Genomic DNA, 18,375 nt, shown 5'->3' on the forward strand with positions numbered 1-18,375 from the left:
GGTCGAACCCGACGTGAGCGCGATGACGCTGAGCCTGAGGCTCCCGAGCGGTACGCCGATCGAGACCTTCCGGCAGGCGGCGATCCTCGCCGAGCGCGTCGGGTTCGACCAGATCTGGACCGGCAACGACCTGTTCAAGCCGTCGGGCCTCGTGCCCGTCACCGTGGCGCTCGACTCCACGAGCCGGATCCGTGTCGGCTCGAGCGTCCTGAACCCCGTCTCGCTCAGCGTCGCGGAGATCGCCTCCTTCGCCAGTCAGTTGCAGGAGCTGTCGCACGGACGGTACCTCCTCGGTCTCGGGGCCGGAAGCGATGTCTACCTGGGCTGGGCGGGGATGGCGGCCGATAAGCCCGCGCCGCGCACGGCCCGAGCGGTTCAGGAGCTCCGGGCGCTCCTCGATGGGCGATCCCCTGCGGAGGACGGCCACGCGGGCTGGGCGACCACGGCGCGGCTGCAGCGGCCCACGCCATACCGTACGCCGATCTATGTGGGCGGGATGGGGCCGCACATGCTCCGCGCCGCGGGGCGATATGCGGACGGCGCAATCGCGCTGGCACTCCCGCCCGAGCGGATCGGGTGGGTCCGCGATCAGGTCTCCCGCGGTCAGGCGGCGCGCACCGAGCCCGGGCCGTTCGACCTCGCGTGCGCGCTGTGGGTGTCGATCGACGAGGACGCCGCCGGGGCGCGCGCGATGCTCGCCGATCGGATCGCCCAGTACTGCGGATCCCTGTCGCGCGAGGCCCTGGCACAGGCGGGATACGACGTCGACCGCCTGTCGGAGATTCAGCGCCTGTCGGACTCCGGCCGGCACGACGAGGCCGTGCGCCTGGTCGACGACGCGCTGCTGCGGCTTGGAGTCGCCGGTAACGCGCACGACGTGACCGACCAGTGCCTCGCCCTGGCGGACGACGGCGTCAGACACCTCTCGTTCGGGCACCCGCTCGGGCGCGACCCGATGGAGGCGATTCGGGTGCTCGGCGAGCACGTGATCCCTGCTGTGGAGAAGGAGTACGCATGACCTCGACGACGATGCCCACGATGAGCGATGCCGCGTGGGATGCGCTGCGCGAACCGACGGACGGCGCGGCGATCCTCGCGAACGTGCGCGCGCTCGTGCCGATGGCCGCGGCGGAGGCCGCGCAGACGAACGCGCAGGGCTTCATGACCGAGCCCATGCGGGAGGCCCTGCGCCGGGCCGGGACGTATCGCGTCGGGTTCTCCGCGAGCCGCGGCGGCCCCCAGGTCTCCCTGACGCAGCAGACGCAGATGGTCGAGGCGTTCGCGCGCGTCGACGCCTCGCTCGCGTGGAACCTCTGCATCCTGCAGGCCACCGGCTTCTACGCCTCGCGGCTCGGCGATCTCGCGTTTGCCGAGCTCTACCCCGATCTGGACATCCCCACGTGCGGGTCGTTCCACCCGCGTGGCCGCGCCGATATCGATGGCGACGAGCTCGTGGTGTCGGGCACGTGGATGACCGGGAGCGGGATCATGGCGTCCGAGCGGATCGTCGCCGGCGTCGAGGTGTTCGACGGCGGCGAGCAGGTCATGAAGGCGGACGGCTCGCCGCTCGTACTCGGCGTGTGGTTACCCACGGACGAGGTTGAGATCCTCGACGACTGGCACGTCATTGGGCTCCGGGGATCCGGGAGCCGTTCGTACCGCGTCGACGGCGTGCGCGTCCCGCGCCACCACTCCTTCGACCGGTACTTCACGCCGCAGGCCGACGCCGAGCCGCTCAACAAGGTCGTCGACCTGCCGTTCTACTCCATGGCGGGAATTCCGGTCGGGATCGCGCAGCACGCGGTCGATCTCGCGACCGCCGCCGTGCGACGCAAGGGAGCCGACGACACGCGTCGCCTGGGGCTGCTCGGCGAGGCGGAGAGCCTCACGCGCGCCGCGCGCGCCGTGGTCTACGCGGGCGTCGGCGCCATCGACGACGTGATCTTCCGCGACGGCGAGCTCCCGTCCGGGTCCACGATGGCGCGCGGGGATTCTCCGGCCGCGACACAGCTTGCGCGCCGCGTCGTGGATATTTGCGCCGAGCTGCAGGGATCCGCCCTCATCTATGAGCGCAACCCTTTCGAACAGCTCGTGCGCGACCTCGCGGGCGTCACCGCGCACGCCTCGACCTCGCGCTCGCTCTGGGTGTCGGTCGGCCGCACGATTCTGGAGGAGTCCGCATGACCACGCACCAGCTCTCCGCCCCGCCGCGCGAGGAGGCCGCCGCGTCGCGGCCGAAGAAGCTCAACGTCGTCCCGGTCCGTCACTACGGCCGCGGCGTGTTCGTCGCGCTCGTTGTCATCGCGCTCGTGACGATGCTTTGGGGGCTAGCCACCAACCCGAACATCCAGTGGGACATCGTGTGGGAGTTCCTCTGGAGCCCCGCGATCTTCCAGGGCCTCGGCGCGACGCTCCTCATGACGGTGTTTGGCATGTTCTTCGGCGTCATCCTGGCGATCGTCGTGGGCGTGATGGCGATTTCGGACGCCCGCGTGCTCAACGCGGTGGCGGCCGTGTACATCTTCATATTCCGCGGCGTTCCCATGATCGTGCTCCTGATCTTCGTCGGGAACCTCGGGCTGTTCTTCTCCGACTTCACTCTGGCGATTCCGTTCACGAACATCGAGTTCTTCTCCGTGCCCGTCAACGAGGTCATGACGCCGTTCGTCTCGTCGGTCGTCGGGCTCGCTGTCGCCGGTTCCGGATACATGGCCGAGGTCGTGCGCGCGGGGATCCTGTCCATCGGCGTCGGTCAGCACGAGGCCGCCAAAGCGCTCGGGGTGACCTACCTGGGCACGCTGCGGTACATCGTGCTGCCGCAGGCCGCGAAGGTCCTGCTCCCGCCCATGGGGAACGAGCTGATCGGCATGCTCAAGGCGTCGGCAATCGTCTCGGTCATCGGCGGCGGTGACCTCCTCACGATCGCGCTGGGGATCTCCGGCGCGAACTTCCGCACGATCGAGCTGCTGATCGTCGCGACGATCTGGTATCTCGCCGTGATCGCGGTGCTGACGGTCGGTCAGCACTTCCTCGAAAAGCGCACCGCCGCGAAGTGACAGGAGCACGACCATGACGATGATCGAGAAGACCGACGCGCTGATCACGATCGACGGCGTCGACAAGTGGTACGGCAACACGCAGGTCCTGTTCGACGTGGACCTGGCGATCGAGGAGGGCGAGACGGTCTGCATCATCGGGCCGTCGGGATCCGGGAAGTCCACGCTGCTGCGGTGCATCAACCACCTGGAGGAGATCAACACCGGGTCGATTCGCGTCGACGGGTCGCTCATCGGGTATCACGAGCGGCGCGGGCGTCTGCACGAGATGCGCGAGCGCGAGGCGTGCGCCCAGCGGGTCGAGATCGGGATGGTGTTCCAGCAGTTCAACCTCTTCCCGCACATGACCGTGCTCGACAACATCACCTTCGCGCCCGTCAAGATCAAGCACCGCCCGAAGGCCGAGGTCCGCGAGCACGCGCGCGAGCTGCTCCGCCGGGTCGGTCTGGGCGACAAGGCGGGCGCGTTCCCGTCGCAGCTGTCGGGCGGGCAGCAGCAGCGCGTCGCGATCGCCCGAGCCGTGGCCATGGGGCCGCAGGTCCTGCTGTTCGACGAGCCCACGAGCGCGCTCGACCCCGAGTTGGTCGGCGAGGTCCTCGCGGTGATGAAGGATCTCGCGCGCACGGGCGGGATGACGCTCGTCGTCGTGACGCACGAGATGGGATTCGCGCGCGAGGTCGCCGACCGCGTCGTTTTCATGGCCGACGGCAAGATCGTGGAGGTCGGCCCGCCCGCGCAGGTGCTCGACAACCCGGCGCACCCGCGTACGGGGAGCTTCTTGTCGGCCGTGATCCGATGAGCGACCTGGAGGGGCGCGTCGTGTTCGTCGCCGGGGGAGCGGGCGTGATCGGCGCGGCGACCTGCCGCGCGATGGCCGCCGAGGGGGCCCGCGTCGTGGTGCATTGCCGATCCCGCATCGACCACGCGCGCGTTCTCGCGGCGTCCCTGCCGACGCCCGCCATCGCGGTATCCGCGGAACTGACGAATCCGGAGGAGGTGGCCGCTGCCCTGGCGGAAGCCATCGCGGCGCTCGGCCCGATCGACGTCGTCGTGGACGCCGCGCACCCGGGCCAGGAGGTCGCGGCGGTCGCCGACCTGACCCCGGGAATCCTCCGGGAGCAGTTCTCCGGCGCGCTCGGGTTCCAGGCGCTCTGCGCAGGCGTCGTGCCCGCGATGCGCGACGGAGCGTGGGGGCGCATCGTCTACGTGTCGGGCGCCCTGATGGCGCGGCCCGCCCCCGGATTCGGCGCGTACGGCGCGGCCAAGTCCGCTGCGACGACGCTGGCGCGCTATCTCGCGCTGGAGGAGGGACGGCACGGCATCACGGTGAACGTCGTGGCGCCGGGGCGGGTCGTCGACCCGACCGACGAGACGCCGCTCGACGCCGAGCACGCGGAGCTGGCGGCCCGCCTGCTCGAGCGCATGGCGCTCCCCGACTTTCCGAGCCCGGACGACGTGGCGCGCGCGATCGTCGCGCTGACGGCCCAGGGTGCGGTCACGGGCCAGACCGTATGGGTCACCGGCGGCGAGCCGATCGCCGCCTGACGAGTGTGTGAGGAGAACACGATGACGAATGCATCGACGATGCCGACGACGATCGCCGACACCACGGGGCTGGGCCTCGAGGCGCCCGACAGCGCCGCGGCCATCCTGCGCAACACGGACCGGATCCTGCCGCTGATCGCGAGCGAGGCCGACGCCATCGAGCAGGCCGCCTGCCTGACGGATCGCGCGGCCGCGGCGATGCGTGGTGCCGGGGTGTTCCAGATGGCCTTTCCCGCCTCCCGCGGCGGGGTCGAGATGACGCTCGAGCAGCAGGTGGAGGTCACGGCGCGCGTCGCGGCGGTCGACGCGTCGGCCGGATGGAACGTCGGCGTGCTGAACGCGACCGGGTACTACGCCGGCCGCCTGGGCGACGAGGCCTACGCGGAGCTGTACCCGTCGCGGGATATGCCGACGGCCGGCGCCTTCCACCCGCGCGGGCGCGCCGACATCGTCCCGGGCGGCTACCTCGTCTCGGGGCAGTGGGGCTGGGGATCCGGAAGCTATACCGCGGAGCACATCATCGGCGGAGCCGAGGTCTACCGCGACGGCACGCCCGTCCGCGGCGCCGACGGGGCCATCGTGCACCGGGGATTCTGGCTCCCGCTCGATGCCGTGGAGATCGCCCACGACTGGCAGGTCCTGGGGGTACGCGGATCCGGGAGCACGTCCTTCGCGATTCGCGAGCCGGCGTTCGTGCCGGCCCACCACTCGTTCGATCGCGAGGCGCCCGACCGGGCGGACGGGGATCCGCTCGACAAGGCCGTGCAGGTGTCCCACTTCGCGCTCACGGGCGTCGCGCTGGGGATCGCGCGCCACGCCGTCGAGCTCGCGGGCGATTTCGTGCGCGGGCGTCTGAAGGGCGCGGACGCGCTCAAGGTGGACGCGGCGACGCGGCAGGCGCTCGGAGAGGCGATGAGCGAGGTCGACTTCGCGTTCGCGGGCGTGCGGGAGGTCGCGCGCCGCACCGACGAGGTCCTCTTCCGCCCGGGCGCCGGGCTCACGACTGTGCAGCGCACGCGCATGGTGGCCGCGAACGCGATGGCGGCGCGGTCGATGAAGCGCGCCGTCGACCTCGCGTCCGAAATCTCCTCGGCGGCCGTGATCCTCGACAAGAACCCGATGCAGCGGGTCGTACGCGACAGCCATGGCGCGCTCGCGCACGCGGGCTCGCGACGCACTCACTTCGGCGCGATGGCCGCCGCCGCGCTCGCGCCCGGCGCCTCGTTCACGCTGCCGAGCGACCCCGCCTGGGCGAGGTCCTTCGCGTGACGGGGGCGATATCGCACGGGAGCCCGCGGGTCCGCGTCACGGTCGTGCGCGTGGACAAGCCGCGGGGGACGGCCCGGGTGGGCGACTGGTTCGAGGTCGACGGGTCGCGCATGACGTTGCCCGACGGCCAGGCGTTTTGCCCTTACGCGCTCTCCGTCGTGCTCCCGATCATCACGATGCGCCAGCACGACCTTCCGGCGGACGATTGGCTGGTCCGCAAGCCCCTGATCTGCGGCCCGGATGCCGAGGAGAACCTCGTCATGCGGGTCGAGGCGATCGCGCGAGAGGACGACGACTGATGGAGACCCAGCGCGTGCGGTGCACGCTGGAGGAGATGGCCTACTCGGCCTGTGGAATGGAGATCGGGGATCACTTTGAGATCGGCCCCGAGGGCATCACGATGCCCGACGGTCAGCCCTTCTGCGTCTTCGCGGTCGCGGCCGTGGTGCCGCTGGTGAAGGGCCGCCAGGGCGAGGACCTGGAGGCCTGGCTGGAGTCGCGGCCCCTGCTGCAATGCCCGGATCCGCCCGAGGCCGTCCGGATGCGGATCGAGGCCGCGCCCGCGCGAGCGGAGGGAGGGGCATGAACGGAGAACCCACCTTCAGCGTGCGGATCGGGAGCTCCTCGGGCGCCCAGGAGATCGTCGATCGCGCGGTGTTCGCGGAACAGGTCGGCTTCGACCAGGTCTGGACGGGCAACGACATCTTCGGGAGCCCGGGCCTCGTCTACCTCGCGGCGATCGCCATGCGCACTTCACGGATCCGCTTCGGGTCCGGCGTCATGGATCCGGTCTCGCTCCACCCCGCTCAGATCGCGGCGTACGCCTCCGGCCTCCAGGAGCTGTCGGGCGACCGCTTCCTCCTGGGGCTCGGGGCGGGGTCCGAGGTGTTCTTCTCCTGGGCGGGCATCGAGACGGCCTCGCCCGTGCGCCGCACCCGCGAGGCCGTGGTGGCGATCCGGGAGCTCGTGAACGGCCGCTCTCCGGCGGGCGTGCCCGGCGCCGGGGACGGGTGGACGGAGCAGGCGGTCCTGAAGCGCCCGCGCCCCGTCCCGATCTACGTCGGCGCCATGGGGCCCCGCATGATCGAGATGACGGGACGCTACGCCGACGGAGCGCTCCCGCTCTGCCTCCCGCCGTCGCACGTGTTTCACGTCATGGACCAGCTGAAGGTCGGCGCCGAGAAGGCGGGCCGGCGCGTGGCGGACCTCGACGTCGCGGCGTGCACGTGGGTCTCGATCGCCGACGATCGCGCCATCGCGCGTCGCCTTCTCGCGACGCACATCGCGGAGTACAGCGGCTCGCTGTCCACGGCGGCGTTGGAGCAGAACGGATTCGACCCGGCCGAGTTCGCCCGCACGCAGGCCCTCGTCCTGGAAGGGCGCGAGGAGGACGCGATCGCGTCCGTCACGGACGACATGATGCGCCTCGGGATCGCGGGCGGCGTCGCCGACGTCATCGATCAGTGCGGGGCGCTCCTGGACGCCGGAGTGCGCCACATCTCGTTCGGTCCGCCGATGGGCCCGGACACGGTCGAATCGACGCGGCTGCTGGGGGAGAAGGTCCTCCCCGTGCTGCGTGCCGAACTGTCACACCACCACTGAAGGAGAAACCCATGCTGTACGTCTATGGCGGAATCGCGGTCACCCCGGAGCACGTGGAGGTCGTCACGGAGCGCGCGAACGCGTTCGTCGCCGCCTGTCTCGCGGAATCCGGGGTCGTCGAGTACGCGCTGTCCTGGAGCACGGCGGATCCGTCGTACCTGCGCATGCTCGAGATCTGGGAATCAGTGGACGACCACCGCACGCACACCGGGCAGGCGCACGTCGCGGAGTGGACCGCGTTCATCTCGGCGCACGCGGCGGCGGCGCCGACCTTCCACCGCTACGTCGTGGATGTCGTCGAGCGACCGTAGCGCCGACGTAATGTCTCAGTAATGCGACGCTCGTTATGCTTGTGACATATCCGATCAACGGAAAGGGTGCGGCATGGGAGTCACGGCCAACACGCGCGAGCTCGAGGACGACATCGTCACCGACCTGCGCGACAAGCTCACGTACGGGTCCTACCTCGAGCTGGACAAGATCCTTTCGGCGCAGCGCCCGCTCAGCCGGCCCGAGCACCACGACGAGATGCTGTTCATCGTCCAGCACCAGACGACCGAGCTCTGGCTCAAGCTGTGCATCCATGAGCTCACGGCGGCGCGGGACGCGCTGATCGCCGACGACCTCGACGTTGCGCTGAAGAAGATCGCGCGGGTCAAGCACATCCAGAAGACGATGACCGAGGCCTGGTCCGTGCTCGCCACCCTGACCCCGAGTGAGTACGCGGAGTTCCGCGACGACCTCGCCCAGTCCTCCGGGTTCCAGTCATGGCAGTACCGCGCCGTCGAGTTCCTACTGGGGAACAAGAACGCGCGCATGCTGAGCGTGTTCGACGCGGACCCCGCGGCGCGCGCCGCGCTCGCCGCGCTCCTTGAGCAGCCGAGCCTGTACGACGAGTTCCTGCGGTTCCTCGCGCGGCAGGGATACGACATCCCGCACGAGCTCCTCGAGCGCGACGTCACCGTCGCCCATGAGCGCTCGGACGCGCTGGTCGACGTCTTCCGCGGCATTTACGAGGCGGCGGGCGAGAACTGGAAGATCTACGAGACCTGCGAGGAGCTCGTCGACCTCGAGGAGAACTTCCAGTTCTGGCGATTCCGGCACCTGCGCACGGTCATGCGGGTCATCGGCATGAAGCAGGGGACCGGCGGATCCTCGGGCGTGCCGTTCCTCCAGCGCGCGCTCGACCTCACCTTCTTCCCCGAGCTGTTCGCCGTACGCACCGAGATCGGACGCTGATCGATGACCACCGCACCCACGTCCGCGCCCGCCGCCGCTGAGCTCGACGCGGCCGACCCGCTCCGCGCCTACCGCGCCGAGTTCGTCGCCGCCGACGATCCGTCGGTCCGCGCCTACCTCGACGGCAACTCTCTGGGCCGGCCGCCCGCCGCCCTCCGGGACCGCATGAGCGAGTTCGTCGCCCGCGACTGGGGCACCGATCTCATCCGCGGGTGGGGCACCGGGTGGTTCGACAAGCCCCTCACGCTGGGCGACCGCATCGGCGCTGCCCTCATCGGCGCCGCGCCAGGGCAGACGATCGTCGGCGAGTCGACCACCGTGTCGCTCTATAAGGTCGTGCGCGCGGCGGTGGCCGCGCGGCCCGACCGCTCGGATATCGTCGTGGATCGGGGCAACTTCCCCTCGGACCGCTACCTCGTCGAGGGCATCGCGGCCGAGACGGGCCGCACGCTCGTCTGGATCGACCCGGATCCCGAGTCGGGCGTGACCCCGGATCAGGTCGCGGCGGCCGTCGGGGAGCGCACGGCGGCGGTCGTCCTGAGCCACGTCGCCTACCGCTCGGCCTACATCGCCGACATGGCGGCGATCACGCGGGTGGTGCACGAGGCGGGCGCGCTCGTCGTGTGGGACCTGTGCCACTCCGTCGGCGCCGTCCCGATCGAGCTCGACGCGCTCGGGGTCGACTTCGCCGCCGGGTGCACGTACAAGTACGTCGGCGGCGGCCCCGGTTCACCGGCCTTCCTCTACGTCGCGAAGCGGCACCTCGACGACGCGACGCAGCCCATCCAGGGATGGATGGGGGTGCGCGACTCCTTCGCCATGGGACAGGGATACGAGCCGGCGGACGGGATCCGCCGGTTCATCAGCGGGACCCCGCCGATCCTCGGCATGGTCCCCATGGAGTCCATGCTCGACCTCATCGAGCGCGCGGGCATCGAGGCGATCCGCGAGAAGTCAATCGCGCTGACCGAGTTCGCCATCGCGCTCGCCGACGAGGTGCTCGCCCCGCACGGCGTGACGCTTTCCTCGCCCCGCGACCCGGCGGTGCGCGGGGGGCACGTGACAATTGACCACCCCGCCTTCGCCGGGATGATGGACGACCTGTGGCGCCGCGGAGTCATCCCCGACTTCCGGCCGCCGTCAGGCATCCGCCTCGGGCTTTCGCCGCTGTCGACCTCGTTCGCCGAGGTGGAAGACGCCATCCGCACTATCGCCACGATGCTGGAGGACCGCTCGTGAACCTGGACCAGCTCGAGCCGGAGCCGCAGCTCCTGCGCCAGACGTTCGGCCTGTTCCCCTCGGCCGTCGCCTGCATCGGAGCGATCGTGGGCGGCGAGCGCGAGGCGCTCGTCGCGTCGAGCTTCTCCGTGGGCGTGTCGATGGATCCGCCCCTCGTGTCCTTCGCCGTGCAGAACACGTCGACGACGTGGCCGCGCGTGCGCGCCGGCGAGCGCATCGGTGTCTCGCTGATGGCGACGGAGCACGCGGACATCTGCCGCCAGATTGCGTCGCGCGACAAGGCCCGCCGATTCGACGGCGTCGAGACCCACGACGCGGATTCTGGCGCGCTGTTCCTCACAGGCGCGCCCGTGTGGCTGCAGTGCACGGTGTACTCGGAGGTGCCGGCCGGCGATCACCACCTCGTGCTCCTCCGCGTCGAGCACCTCGGGCTGAACCCCGCCCTGAGCCCGCTGATCTTCCACCAGTCGGCGTTCACGAGCGTGAAGTGACCTCGGTCCTCGACCGCGTCGCGCGCGCGCCGGATCGCGTCATCGTCGGCACGGAGACCGCGGGCGACGCCACCGACCTCTACCTGCCGCGGGGCGAGCGGCGCGGATCCGTCGTGCTCGTGCACGGCGGATTCTGGCGGGCGGCCTACGACCGCACGCACCTGCGCCCCCTGGCGGCGGCGCTCGCGGATCGCGGCTGGGTCGTCCTCGTCCCCGAATACCTCCGCGTGGGGCAGGCGGGCGGCGGCTGGCCGGGGTCGGCACGGGACCTCGAACGCGTGACGCGGCGTGCCGCGGGCGTGTGCGGTGTGGACCTCGCCGCGGCGCGACTCGTCGGGCATTCCGCCGGCGGCCACCTCGCCCTCATCGTCGCCGACGCGCTCGGCGTGGAGCGCGTGGTGTCGCTCGGCGGGGTGCTGGGCCTCCAGGCCGCGCATCGCGATCGCCTGTCGAACGACGCGGCCGGCGCCTTCATCGGGCGCTCGGGCGACATGTCACGGGCGGATCCGATGTGTCGCGCGGTGCCGCGCGCGGGCGTCCACGTCCTCCATGGCGCCGACGACCGGGAGGTGCCGGCGACGTACGCGCGCGCCTACGCGGCGCGCGATCCGCGGATCCGGATCCGGATTCTGCCCGGTACGGGTCACTACGAGCTGATCGACCCGACCGACGCCGCGTTCGCGACGCTCCTTGCGGCGCTCGGATCCTGACATTCGCTCCCCAGCCCGATCTCGGCTAGACTATTCAGGTTGTCTGTCGCGATCCGACTCCGGAAGATGCGGCGGGCACGTGCAACACACCCTCCTGACGTCGGGAAATGCCCGGCGTCCGTTCGAGTCCGAAGGAGGTGGGACAGTGACGCACACGCACCAGTACGAGATGATGGTCATCATCGACGCGGCGGTCGACGAGCGCCAGGTTCCCGCGTACCTCGACAAGTACCTCAAGGTCATCACCGACTCTGAGGGCACGATCGAGAACGTGGACATCTGGGGTAAGCGCAAGTTCGCCTACGAGATCCAGAAGAAGAACGAGGGCATCTACGCCGTCGTGAACTTCACCGCCACGAGCGAGGCGACGCAGGAGATGGACCGTCAGCTCGGTCTCGCCGACGACGTCGTTCGCACCAAGATCCTCCGCGCGGAGGAGGCCATTGCGATGGTCGCGTCCGAGGCCAAGCGGGCCGAGGCGAAGGCCGCGCGCAAGACGGCGGCGAAGGCCTAAGGTCGGAGCATGGCAGGCGAAACCGTCATCACCGTCGTAGGCAATCTGACCGCCGACCCCGAGCTGCGCTACACGCAGTCCGGTGTCCCCGTGGCGAATTTCACGATCGCTTCGACCCCGCGCACGTTTGACCGCGCGTCGGGCGAGTGGAAGGACGGCGACGCCCTGTTCCTCCGGGCCAGCGTCTGGCGCGACTTCGCCGAGCACGTCGCGGGTTCGCTGACGAAGGGCATGCGCGTCATCGCGCAGGGCAACCTCCGTCAGCGCAACTACGAGACGCGCGAGGGCGAGCGTCGCACGTCGATCGAACTGGACGTCCAGGAGATCGGCCCGTCGCTGCGCTACGCCACAGCTCAGGTCACCCGCGCCGCCTCGAGCGGAAACTTCGGCGGCGGCAACAACGCCGGCCAGGTTTCCGGCGGCGGATACGGCGGCCAGCAGCAGCGCCCGCAGCAGCAGGCATCGGATGAGCCCTGGGCGACGCCCGGCTCGACCGGCGCTGACGCGTGGAGCACCCCGGGGTCGTTCTCGGACGACACCCCGTTCTAAATTCTTCTTTTTCGTAAGGACCCATCATGGCTGGAAAGTCAAGCGGCGACCGCCGCAAGCCGCGCAAGGGTGGCAAGAACGCCGCCCCGGCGAAGCACATCCGGGTCGGCGTCATCGACTACAAGGATGTCGCGACCCTTCGCAAGTTCATCTCGGAGCGTGGCAAGATCCGCGCCCGTCGTATCACCGGTGTCTCGGTGCAGGAGCAGCGCCTCATCGCGCGCGCGATCAAGAACGCGCGCGAGATGGCTCTTCTTCCGTACGCGGGCGCGGGCCGCTAAGGAGATCCCATGTCGAAGCTGATTCTCACGCATGAGGTCGACGGCCTGGGTGGCGCCGGAGACGTGATCGAGGTCAAGGACGGGTACGCCCGTAACTACCTCATCCCCCAGGGGTTCGCCGTGGCGTGGACCCGCGGTGGCGAGAAGCAGGTCGCGCAGATCCGCGCTGCCCGCAAGGCTCGCGCCATCGCGACCCACGAGGAGGCCGAGTCGCTCAAGCAGTCGCTCGAGCAGGCTCGCGTCAAGGTGTCGGCGAAGGCCGGCGCCGAGGGCCGCCTCTTCGGCTCGATCAAGCCCGCCGACATCGTCGCCGCCGTGTCCGCGGCCGGCCTCGGCGAGCTGGACAAGCGCAAGGTGACGATCCCCTCGGCCATCAAGGCCACGGGTGACCACGAGGCGCTCGTTCGCCTGCACGAGGACGTGACCGCGGTCATCTCCCTGCAGGTCGTCGCGCTCAAGAAGTAACGCGCACCGCGTTCGAGAAGGCGTCGTTCCGCCCCGTGCGGGACGGCGCCTTTTCGTGCCCGAAACACGGACGAAACCGTGAGGTTCATCCACATGCCGCTGGGCGTGTTCAAGTCTCAAGCCCGGCTTTAACCACACTTCTGTCCACAGGGTGTGGGAAGAACAAACGCCTGATCAAGAGGGAGAAATTCGGATCCGCTCCGCACCGCTCCCCACATTCTCCACAGGCGCAGTCCACAGGTTCTGCGGCGTTTTACCCAGGACTCTCCACAGAGTTATCCACAGGGTGGATTGAGCGCGCGGGGAGGGCCTCGTAGGCTCGCGTTTCGGCGCCCGCAGCGGCGCCGTTCGGATGTCGGGGGTGCCTGCTGGAATGTCCCCCGCGCGCGGGTGCGCGGGCAGGCGAGCGATCCGAGAAGGCGAGAGGGGAAGTCCGTGTCGATCAACGAGGTGGTCACCGAGCGACTGGGCCGTTCCGGCCGCGACGCCGAGCGCACGCCGCCGCACGACCTGCTCTCCGAGCAGTCGACGCTCGGCGGCATGCTGCTGTCGAAGGACGCCGTCGCCGACGTGGTCGAGACGCTGCGCGGCACCGACTTCTATATCCCGAAGCACGAGCTGATCTTCGAGGCGATCCTCTCCCTCTACTCGCACGGCGAGCCGACCGACGTCATCGCGGTCACCGACGAGCTGATCAAGACGGGCGACCTGCAGCAGGCCGGCGGCGCCGATTACCTGCACTCGCTGACCTCGATCGTGCCGACGGCGGCCAACGCGGGTTACTACGCGTCGATCGTGCAGGAGCGCGCGCTCCTGCGCCGCCTCGTCGACGCGGGCACGCGCATCGTGCAGATGGGCTACGACGGGCAGGGCGAGGCGGTCGAGCTCGTCAACCAGGCGCAGGCCGAGATCTACGGCGTGACGGGGCAGGAGCAGTCGGAGGACTACGTTCCCCTCGAGATCGCCGTGTCGGCGGCGATCGACGAGATCGAGATGGCCAAGGGTCGCGACGGCGAGATGACGGGCGTGCCGACGGGCTTCGCCGAGCTCGACGGCCTGACGAACGGCCTGCACGCGGGTCAGATGATCGTCGTGGCCGCGCGCCCCGCCATGGGTAAGTCGACGCTCGCACTCGACTTCGCCCGCGCCGCCGCCATCAAGCACGACCAGCCCGCGATCTTCTTCTCGCTCGAGATGGGCAAGACCGAGATCGCGATGCGCCTGCTGAGCGCCGAGGGCCAGATCCCGCTGCAGAAGCTCCGCAAGGGCGATCTCGACTCGCGCGACTGGACGACCCTCGCCTCGACGCGCGGGCGGATCAACGACGCGCCCCTGTACGTCGACGACAGCCCGAACATGACGCTCGTGGAGATCCGCGCGAAGTGCCGCCGGCTCAAGCAGCGCGTGGGCCTGAAGATGATCATCATCGACTACCTGCAGCTCATGACGAGCGGCAAGCGCGTCGAGTCGCGCCAGCAGGAGGTCTCGGAGTTCTCGCGCGCGCTGAAGCTCATGGCGAAGGAGCTGCAGGTGCCCGTCATCGCGCTCTCGCAGCTGAACCGTGGCCCGGAGCAGCGCCAGGACAAGCGCCCGATGGTGAGCGACCTGCGCGAGTCGGGATCGATCGAGCAGGACGCCGACATGGTCATCCTCCTCCACCGCGACGAGGTCTACGACAAGCAGACCCGCCCCGGCGAGGCCGACCTGATCGTCGCCAAGCACCGCAACGGCCCCACGGCCGACATCTCCGTGGCTTTCCAGGGCCACTACAGCCGCTTCCACGACATGGTCCACATGGACGGTGGCGGGTTCGGGGAGGATTAGGTTCCGGTTGGATTTATCCATTTCGCAGGAAACTGTTCACGGTGTGGCCCTTCGGATATTTCGGCCGCGCGTCCCGAGCTTTGACGGTCCTGGTGCATGACACTCACGATCAGCAGTCAGCAGTCAGCAGTCAGCAGTCAGCAGTCAGGCACTGCTTCAGCAATCGCCGATGATCACGTCGCGACGTGGAAGGAGACGTACCACGATCTGCTCGCCGAGCACTACTTCTCGGAGGAGCACGTCGCGGGAAACGCTCCCCGGACATACTTGCCGGTCGACACTCGACCGGAACGTGATGCCATGATGAGTGGCAGAAGTTCGTTACCGCGAGGGGGAACGTGGGTATAACGCAGGACAGTGTCTATACGTACGTACAGGCGCTATTCCAACGAGGCGTGGTGATCATCGTCGGATCTGGCGCCTCTTGTACATACGGACTTCCTGGGATGGGTGCGTTAGCTACGCACCTGAACAACGCTGTGCCCGAACTCATCCCTGAAGCCGACAAATCTTCCCTGCGGGAGTGGCAACGAATCGCGAAGTGCTTAGCTACCGGTGAAGGGCTTGAGTCGGCGCTCGATGAGAACCCCTTGCCGGAGTCGCTTGCCGACGTGCTCACGAGGGTCATCGCAGAACAAGTTCGGCACTCTGAGGGAGCGGCGATAGCGGAGATCCTTCAAGCTGACCAGGTCTCTGCATTCGGACGCCTGTTTGAACACATCCTGCGCTCGGCGACGCATGCCGACGTGATCACTACGAACTATGATCGCCTGATTGAGGTGCATGCCGCTCGCGCTGGTGTGCGGGTGGACTCCATGTACTACGGACACACCATAGGCCGAATGGATGCGGCGCTCAGTCGCGAAGAGCTTAACGAGGTTCGCTCCGCTCCCGTTGGGCGCGGAGCACACAGCGTCACCGTGCGCCCGCGCCCGCATATTCGATTGGCGAAGCCGCACGGTAGCCTCGACTGGTTTTCATACGACGGACAATACTATCGGAGCGACCTGGCTATCCCCGGTTCGCGGCAGATCATCGCGCCGGGTGGCAACAAATATAGACTCGGCTATGAGGTCCCCTTCGATCAGCAGCGTAATCGCGCAAACCAGGCTATTGACAAAGCGGCCTCCCTGTTCACTGTGGGATACGGGTTCAATGACTCGCATCTCCAGACCCATTTGCGTTCGAAGTTCGCTCAGGTGCCCGCCGTCGTTGTCAGCCGGTCCCTTACTTCGAATGCTCTCAGTTACCTCGGGTCGAACTCGAGTGCGCTAGGCATAGAAGCAGCCGAGGATGGAGTAGGATGCCGCGTCCTTCAAGGTGGCAATCATCTAGAACTTGACCTCCCGCTCTGGGATCTGGAACACCTGGTAAAGGAAGTGCTAAGAATATGACCCACGCCGCTCTCGACTTCCCTCGCGAAGCAGCCCTCGGACGTGTCTTCAGAGTGGATACGGCGAGCGTTTGGGCTGAGGCCCTTGACCACGATCGACTAACCCGAATCGGTGTCGGTAGCCTCATTGCATTCCAGGGATCCAACCCGTCTGAGTTCCTCGTCGGTACGCTCGATCGAGTTACCCGAGACCTTCAGGAAGAAGCCCTGGTGGACGAGATAGGTCCCGATGGCGACGTCCCCGTAGAGATACGCCAGCGGGACCTCCTGCGCGTTGTCCTACTCGGCACGTATCGCGCGGTCGATGGCATCAGGAAGAACACCTTCAAGCGTGGTGCTGACAGTTATCCACTCGTCGAGTCGCTGTGCTGGGTGATCGATGGCGTCAATCTTCAACGGCTCATGGGGTTGTTGGCAAGTCAGCTCGAACCGGAGAAGCGGCTCCGCTTGGGCGCGTTTGTAGCCGATCCCACGGCAGAGGCAGTGGCCGATGGTGATCGCCTCTTCCAGCGGCATGCAGCTCTGTTGGGCAGCACCGGCTCGGGCAAGAGCTGGGCGGTAGCCCTAATTCTCGAGAGAGCCAAGGCGCTCGCCCACCCCAACCTTGTCGTGTTCGACATGCACGGCGAGTACACGCCCCTTACCGACGGCGACGCTCCTATCGCGCGGGCCTTTCACATCGCGGGTCCGGGGCAACCCGCCGACGATGATCACGCCCTGTACTTGCCGTGGTGGCTACTCAATCAAGAGGAAATGCAGGCCCTTCTGCTTGATCGTTCTGAAGAGAACGCACCCAACCAAGCAGCGCGGTTGACCCATCACGTACGGGCGCTCAAGCACGATCGGCTTGTGGCGGACGGGAAGAGCGAGCTCGCCAAAATATTCACCGTCGACAGCCCGGTGCCGTACGACCTCGAGCATCTCATCGAATGCTTAACGGCAGACGACGTTGCAATGGTGCCGGGTACTAACGGGCGCGAGAAGCAAGGGCCATTCTTCGGAAGACTGACTCGACTCGTGAGCCGGATGGACGCAAGGATTAACGACCGCCGGTACAGATTCATGTTCAATCCACCGGCTGACCATCTCGGCTACGACTGGCTCCATGACTTTGCCAAACGGCTTCTTGGTACGAGTCCCGGGATAAAGGTAATCGACTTCAGTGAGGTGCCGAGTGATGTCTTGCCAATCGTCGTTGGGGTGATGGCGCGTGTATTATACGAAATTCACTTCTGGACGACGGAAGACAGGCGGACGCCGGTAACCCTCGTCTGCGACGAGGCACATCTGTACCTGCCAGCCGGAAACGCCGGAGTCGTCGACCTCCGAGCCCTCGACTCTTTCGAGCGAATCGCCAAAGAAGGCCGGAAGTATGGGATTTCGTTGCTCGTCGTGAGCCAGCGTCCTTCGGACGTGAGTCGCACCGTGCTCTCCCAATGCAACAACTTCATCGCTCTCCGTCTCACCAACGATCAGGATCAAGCTGTCGTGAAGCGACTCATGCCTGACAGTATGGATGGGCTCACGGAAGCGTTGCCGCTTCTGGACGTTGGTGAGGCGCTCTTGCTCGGTGACGCGATCATCTTGCCGACGCGCATCCGACTCGATGCGCCGACGATTAAGCCCACCAGCGCCACACGGAACTTCTGGACTGAATGGAACAGCGCACCAGTTGAAGAAGACGCACTCGTCGCGGCGGTTGAAGCGATGCGAACGCAGTCGCGCCGACGACAGCAATAGAGCGATAGGAGGACATTAGGTACGCGAGGGCGAAGGACTCAGCTCCATGCGGTATCGACTCCGTGGCACCCCCACTGCACCTGGGCCAAGTCCGTCTCTGATCGTGGAGCACTAGCTCGACGGCTACGAGCAACACTTCAAGGGGGCGCGTCGCACCGTGAAGCGTCGAAAGCGTGACGACTACCGCCTCTCTATTGACTGGGGTGGGCCTATTGTCGGCCTAGGGTGTGTCTCCCTCGTGGAGCCGCACTGAGCAAGGGCCCGAGTGTGTGCATCGCAAGGCGGACGAGGGAGGCGATGCGGAGCATCGTCGACCGAGGACAACGCCGCGAGGCGCGTGCTCGGGCGTTGCTCAGGAGGCGATCAAGAGGGAGACACACCTAGGGCGTGTCTGACAAATAGTTCGGTGGCGTGCTGGGAGGCTGTGGTCGTGTCGCGGTTTCAGATGCTCTCGGATG

21 protein-coding genes are annotated in these 18,375 nt (G+C 67.9%); all 21 read left to right on the forward strand.

Features of this window, described 5'->3' with window-relative positions; genetic code table 11:
• The first annotated feature begins 22 nt into the window (after positions 1–22).
• The 21 genes from GJQ66_RS08405 to GJQ66_RS08505 all read left to right on the forward strand — a co-directional run bounded on the left by GJQ66_RS08405 (position 23) and on the right by GJQ66_RS08505 (position 17,917).
• Positions 23–1,018 carry an LLM class flavin-dependent oxidoreductase gene (locus GJQ66_RS08405; RefSeq protein WP_155048882.1) on the forward strand — a complete coding sequence of 332 codons (996 nt, stop codon included), beginning with the start codon at positions 23–25 and terminating at the stop codon, positions 1,016–1,018.
• Positions 1,015–2,184, forward strand: coding sequence for a hypothetical protein (locus GJQ66_RS08410; RefSeq protein WP_155048883.1), 1,170 nt, complete (start codon positions 1,015–1,017; stop codon positions 2,182–2,184). The genes GJQ66_RS08405 and GJQ66_RS08410 overlap by 4 nt, the downstream gene beginning before the upstream one ends.
• Positions 2,181–3,056 carry an amino acid ABC transporter permease gene (locus GJQ66_RS08415; protein WP_155048884.1) on the forward strand — a complete coding sequence of 292 codons (876 nt, stop codon included), beginning with the start codon at positions 2,181–2,183 and terminating at the stop codon, positions 3,054–3,056. The genes GJQ66_RS08410 and GJQ66_RS08415 overlap by 4 nt, the downstream gene beginning before the upstream one ends.
• 13 nt (positions 3,057–3,069) lie before the next feature.
• Positions 3,070–3,855, forward strand: coding sequence for an amino acid ABC transporter ATP-binding protein (locus GJQ66_RS08420; RefSeq protein ID WP_306461806.1), 786 nt, complete (start codon positions 3,070–3,072; stop codon positions 3,853–3,855).
• Positions 3,852–4,601: an SDR family NAD(P)-dependent oxidoreductase gene (locus GJQ66_RS08425; protein WP_155048885.1), complete on the forward strand. Its 750-nt coding sequence runs from the start codon at positions 3,852–3,854 to the stop codon at positions 4,599–4,601. The genes GJQ66_RS08420 and GJQ66_RS08425 overlap by 4 nt, the downstream gene beginning before the upstream one ends.
• Before the next feature lie 21 nt (positions 4,602–4,622).
• The gene (locus GJQ66_RS08430) at positions 4,623–5,870 is read left to right on the forward strand and encodes an acyl-CoA dehydrogenase family protein (protein WP_230379446.1); all 1,248 of its coding nucleotides are present in this window, start codon (positions 4,623–4,625) and stop codon (positions 5,868–5,870) included.
• The gene (locus GJQ66_RS08435; protein ID WP_196215842.1) at positions 5,867–6,169 is read left to right on the forward strand and encodes a TIGR04076 family protein; all 303 of its coding nucleotides are present in this window, start codon (positions 5,867–5,869) and stop codon (positions 6,167–6,169) included. The genes GJQ66_RS08430 and GJQ66_RS08435 overlap by 4 nt, the downstream gene beginning before the upstream one ends.
• A complete protein-coding gene (locus tag GJQ66_RS08440; protein WP_155048886.1) occupies positions 6,169–6,456 on the forward strand; it encodes a TIGR04076 family protein in 288 nt (95 codons plus the stop codon). Before GJQ66_RS08435 ends, GJQ66_RS08440 begins: the two co-directional genes overlap by 1 nt.
• Positions 6,453–7,472, forward strand: a complete 1,020-nt coding sequence (locus GJQ66_RS08445; protein WP_155048887.1) for an LLM class flavin-dependent oxidoreductase — start codon at positions 6,453–6,455, stop codon at positions 7,470–7,472. Before GJQ66_RS08440 ends, GJQ66_RS08445 begins: the two co-directional genes overlap by 4 nt.
• Positions 7,473–7,483: 11 nt before the next feature.
• Positions 7,484–7,783: a putative quinol monooxygenase gene (locus tag GJQ66_RS08450; protein WP_155048888.1), complete on the forward strand. Its 300-nt coding sequence runs from the start codon at positions 7,484–7,486 to the stop codon at positions 7,781–7,783.
• Between the two features lie 73 nt (positions 7,784–7,856).
• Complete coding sequence (locus tag GJQ66_RS08455) at positions 7,857–8,711, forward strand: tryptophan 2,3-dioxygenase (RefSeq protein WP_155048889.1); 855 nt, start codon at positions 7,857–7,859, stop codon at positions 8,709–8,711.
• 3 nt (positions 8,712–8,714) lie between these two features.
• Positions 8,715–9,950 carry a kynureninase gene (gene kynU, locus GJQ66_RS08460; protein WP_155048890.1) on the forward strand — a complete coding sequence of 412 codons (1,236 nt, stop codon included), beginning with the start codon at positions 8,715–8,717 and terminating at the stop codon, positions 9,948–9,950.
• Positions 9,947–10,441: a flavin reductase family protein gene (locus GJQ66_RS08465; RefSeq protein WP_368732817.1), complete on the forward strand. Its 495-nt coding sequence runs from the start codon at positions 9,947–9,949 to the stop codon at positions 10,439–10,441. Before kynU ends, GJQ66_RS08465 begins: the two co-directional genes overlap by 4 nt.
• Positions 10,438–11,151, forward strand: coding sequence for an alpha/beta hydrolase (locus tag GJQ66_RS08470; protein WP_155048891.1), 714 nt, complete (start codon positions 10,438–10,440; stop codon positions 11,149–11,151). The genes GJQ66_RS08465 and GJQ66_RS08470 overlap by 4 nt, the downstream gene beginning before the upstream one ends.
• Before the next feature lie 169 nt (positions 11,152–11,320).
• Entirely contained in the window at positions 11,321–11,665 is a 345-nt protein-coding gene (gene rpsF / locus GJQ66_RS08475) for a 30S ribosomal protein S6 (RefSeq protein ID WP_155048915.1), read from the forward strand.
• A 9-nt stretch (positions 11,666–11,674) separates the two neighbouring features.
• On the forward strand, positions 11,675–12,214 hold the full coding sequence (locus GJQ66_RS08480) for a single-stranded DNA-binding protein (protein WP_155048892.1): 540 nt from the start codon (positions 11,675–11,677) through the stop codon (positions 12,212–12,214).
• Positions 12,215–12,240: 26 nt separating this feature from the next.
• The gene (rpsR, locus tag GJQ66_RS08485; protein WP_110588148.1) at positions 12,241–12,495 is read left to right on the forward strand and encodes a 30S ribosomal protein S18; all 255 of its coding nucleotides are present in this window, start codon (positions 12,241–12,243) and stop codon (positions 12,493–12,495) included.
• Positions 12,496–12,504: 9 nt separating this feature from the next.
• Positions 12,505–12,960 carry a 50S ribosomal protein L9 gene (gene rplI, locus GJQ66_RS08490; protein ID WP_155048893.1) on the forward strand — a complete coding sequence of 152 codons (456 nt, stop codon included), beginning with the start codon at positions 12,505–12,507 and terminating at the stop codon, positions 12,958–12,960.
• A gap of 435 nt (positions 12,961–13,395) precedes the next feature.
• The gene (dnaB, locus tag GJQ66_RS08495; protein WP_368732818.1) at positions 13,396–14,784 is read left to right on the forward strand and encodes a replicative DNA helicase; all 1,389 of its coding nucleotides are present in this window, start codon (positions 13,396–13,398) and stop codon (positions 14,782–14,784) included.
• 479 nt (positions 14,785–15,263) lie between these two features.
• On the forward strand, positions 15,264–16,178 hold the full coding sequence (locus GJQ66_RS08500; protein WP_368732819.1) for an SIR2 family protein: 915 nt from the start codon (positions 15,264–15,266) through the stop codon (positions 16,176–16,178).
• Positions 16,175–17,917, forward strand: coding sequence for an ATP-binding protein (locus tag GJQ66_RS08505; RefSeq protein WP_155048895.1), 1,743 nt, complete (start codon positions 16,175–16,177; stop codon positions 17,915–17,917). The genes GJQ66_RS08500 and GJQ66_RS08505 overlap by 4 nt, the downstream gene beginning before the upstream one ends.
• The last annotated feature ends 458 nt before the right edge of the window (positions 17,918–18,375 follow it).

The sequence above is a fragment of the Microbacterium sp. ZXX196 genome, assembly GCF_009709595.1.
GTDB classification, from domain to species: Bacteria; Actinomycetota; Actinomycetes; order Actinomycetales; family Microbacteriaceae; genus Microbacterium; species Microbacterium excoecariae.

Coding starts and splice junctions, on each gene's coding strand:
- GJQ66_RS08430 (WP_230379446.1), top strand. CDS start 4,623: ATGACGAATGCATCGACGATGCCGACGACGATCGCCGACACCACGGGG.
- GJQ66_RS08410 (WP_155048883.1), top strand. CDS start 1,015: ATGACCTCGACGACGATGCCCACGATGAGCGATGCCGCGTGGGATGCG.
- GJQ66_RS08415 (WP_155048884.1), top strand. CDS start 2,181: ATGACCACGCACCAGCTCTCCGCCCCGCCGCGCGAGGAGGCCGCCGCG.
- GJQ66_RS08440 (WP_155048886.1), top strand. CDS start 6,169: ATGGAGACCCAGCGCGTGCGGTGCACGCTGGAGGAGATGGCCTACTCG.
- GJQ66_RS08420 (WP_306461806.1), top strand. CDS start 3,070: ATGACGATGATCGAGAAGACCGACGCGCTGATCACGATCGACGGCGTC.
- GJQ66_RS08455 (WP_155048889.1), top strand. CDS start 7,857: ATGGGAGTCACGGCCAACACGCGCGAGCTCGAGGACGACATCGTCACC.
- rpsF (WP_155048915.1), top strand. CDS start 11,321: ATGATGGTCATCATCGACGCGGCGGTCGACGAGCGCCAGGTTCCCGCG.
- GJQ66_RS08425 (WP_155048885.1), top strand. CDS start 3,852: ATGAGCGACCTGGAGGGGCGCGTCGTGTTCGTCGCCGGGGGAGCGGGC.
- GJQ66_RS08405 (WP_155048882.1), top strand. CDS start 23: ATGACGCTGAGCCTGAGGCTCCCGAGCGGTACGCCGATCGAGACCTTC.
- GJQ66_RS08505 (WP_155048895.1), top strand. CDS start 16,175: ATGACCCACGCCGCTCTCGACTTCCCTCGCGAAGCAGCCCTCGGACGT.
- GJQ66_RS08445 (WP_155048887.1), top strand. CDS start 6,453: ATGAACGGAGAACCCACCTTCAGCGTGCGGATCGGGAGCTCCTCGGGC.
- rpsR (WP_110588148.1), top strand. CDS start 12,241: ATGGCTGGAAAGTCAAGCGGCGACCGCCGCAAGCCGCGCAAGGGTGGC.
- rplI (WP_155048893.1), top strand. CDS start 12,505: ATGTCGAAGCTGATTCTCACGCATGAGGTCGACGGCCTGGGTGGCGCC.
- GJQ66_RS08450 (WP_155048888.1), top strand. CDS start 7,484: ATGCTGTACGTCTATGGCGGAATCGCGGTCACCCCGGAGCACGTGGAG.
- GJQ66_RS08480 (WP_155048892.1), top strand. CDS start 11,675: ATGGCAGGCGAAACCGTCATCACCGTCGTAGGCAATCTGACCGCCGAC.
- kynU (WP_155048890.1), top strand. CDS start 8,715: ATGACCACCGCACCCACGTCCGCGCCCGCCGCCGCTGAGCTCGACGCG.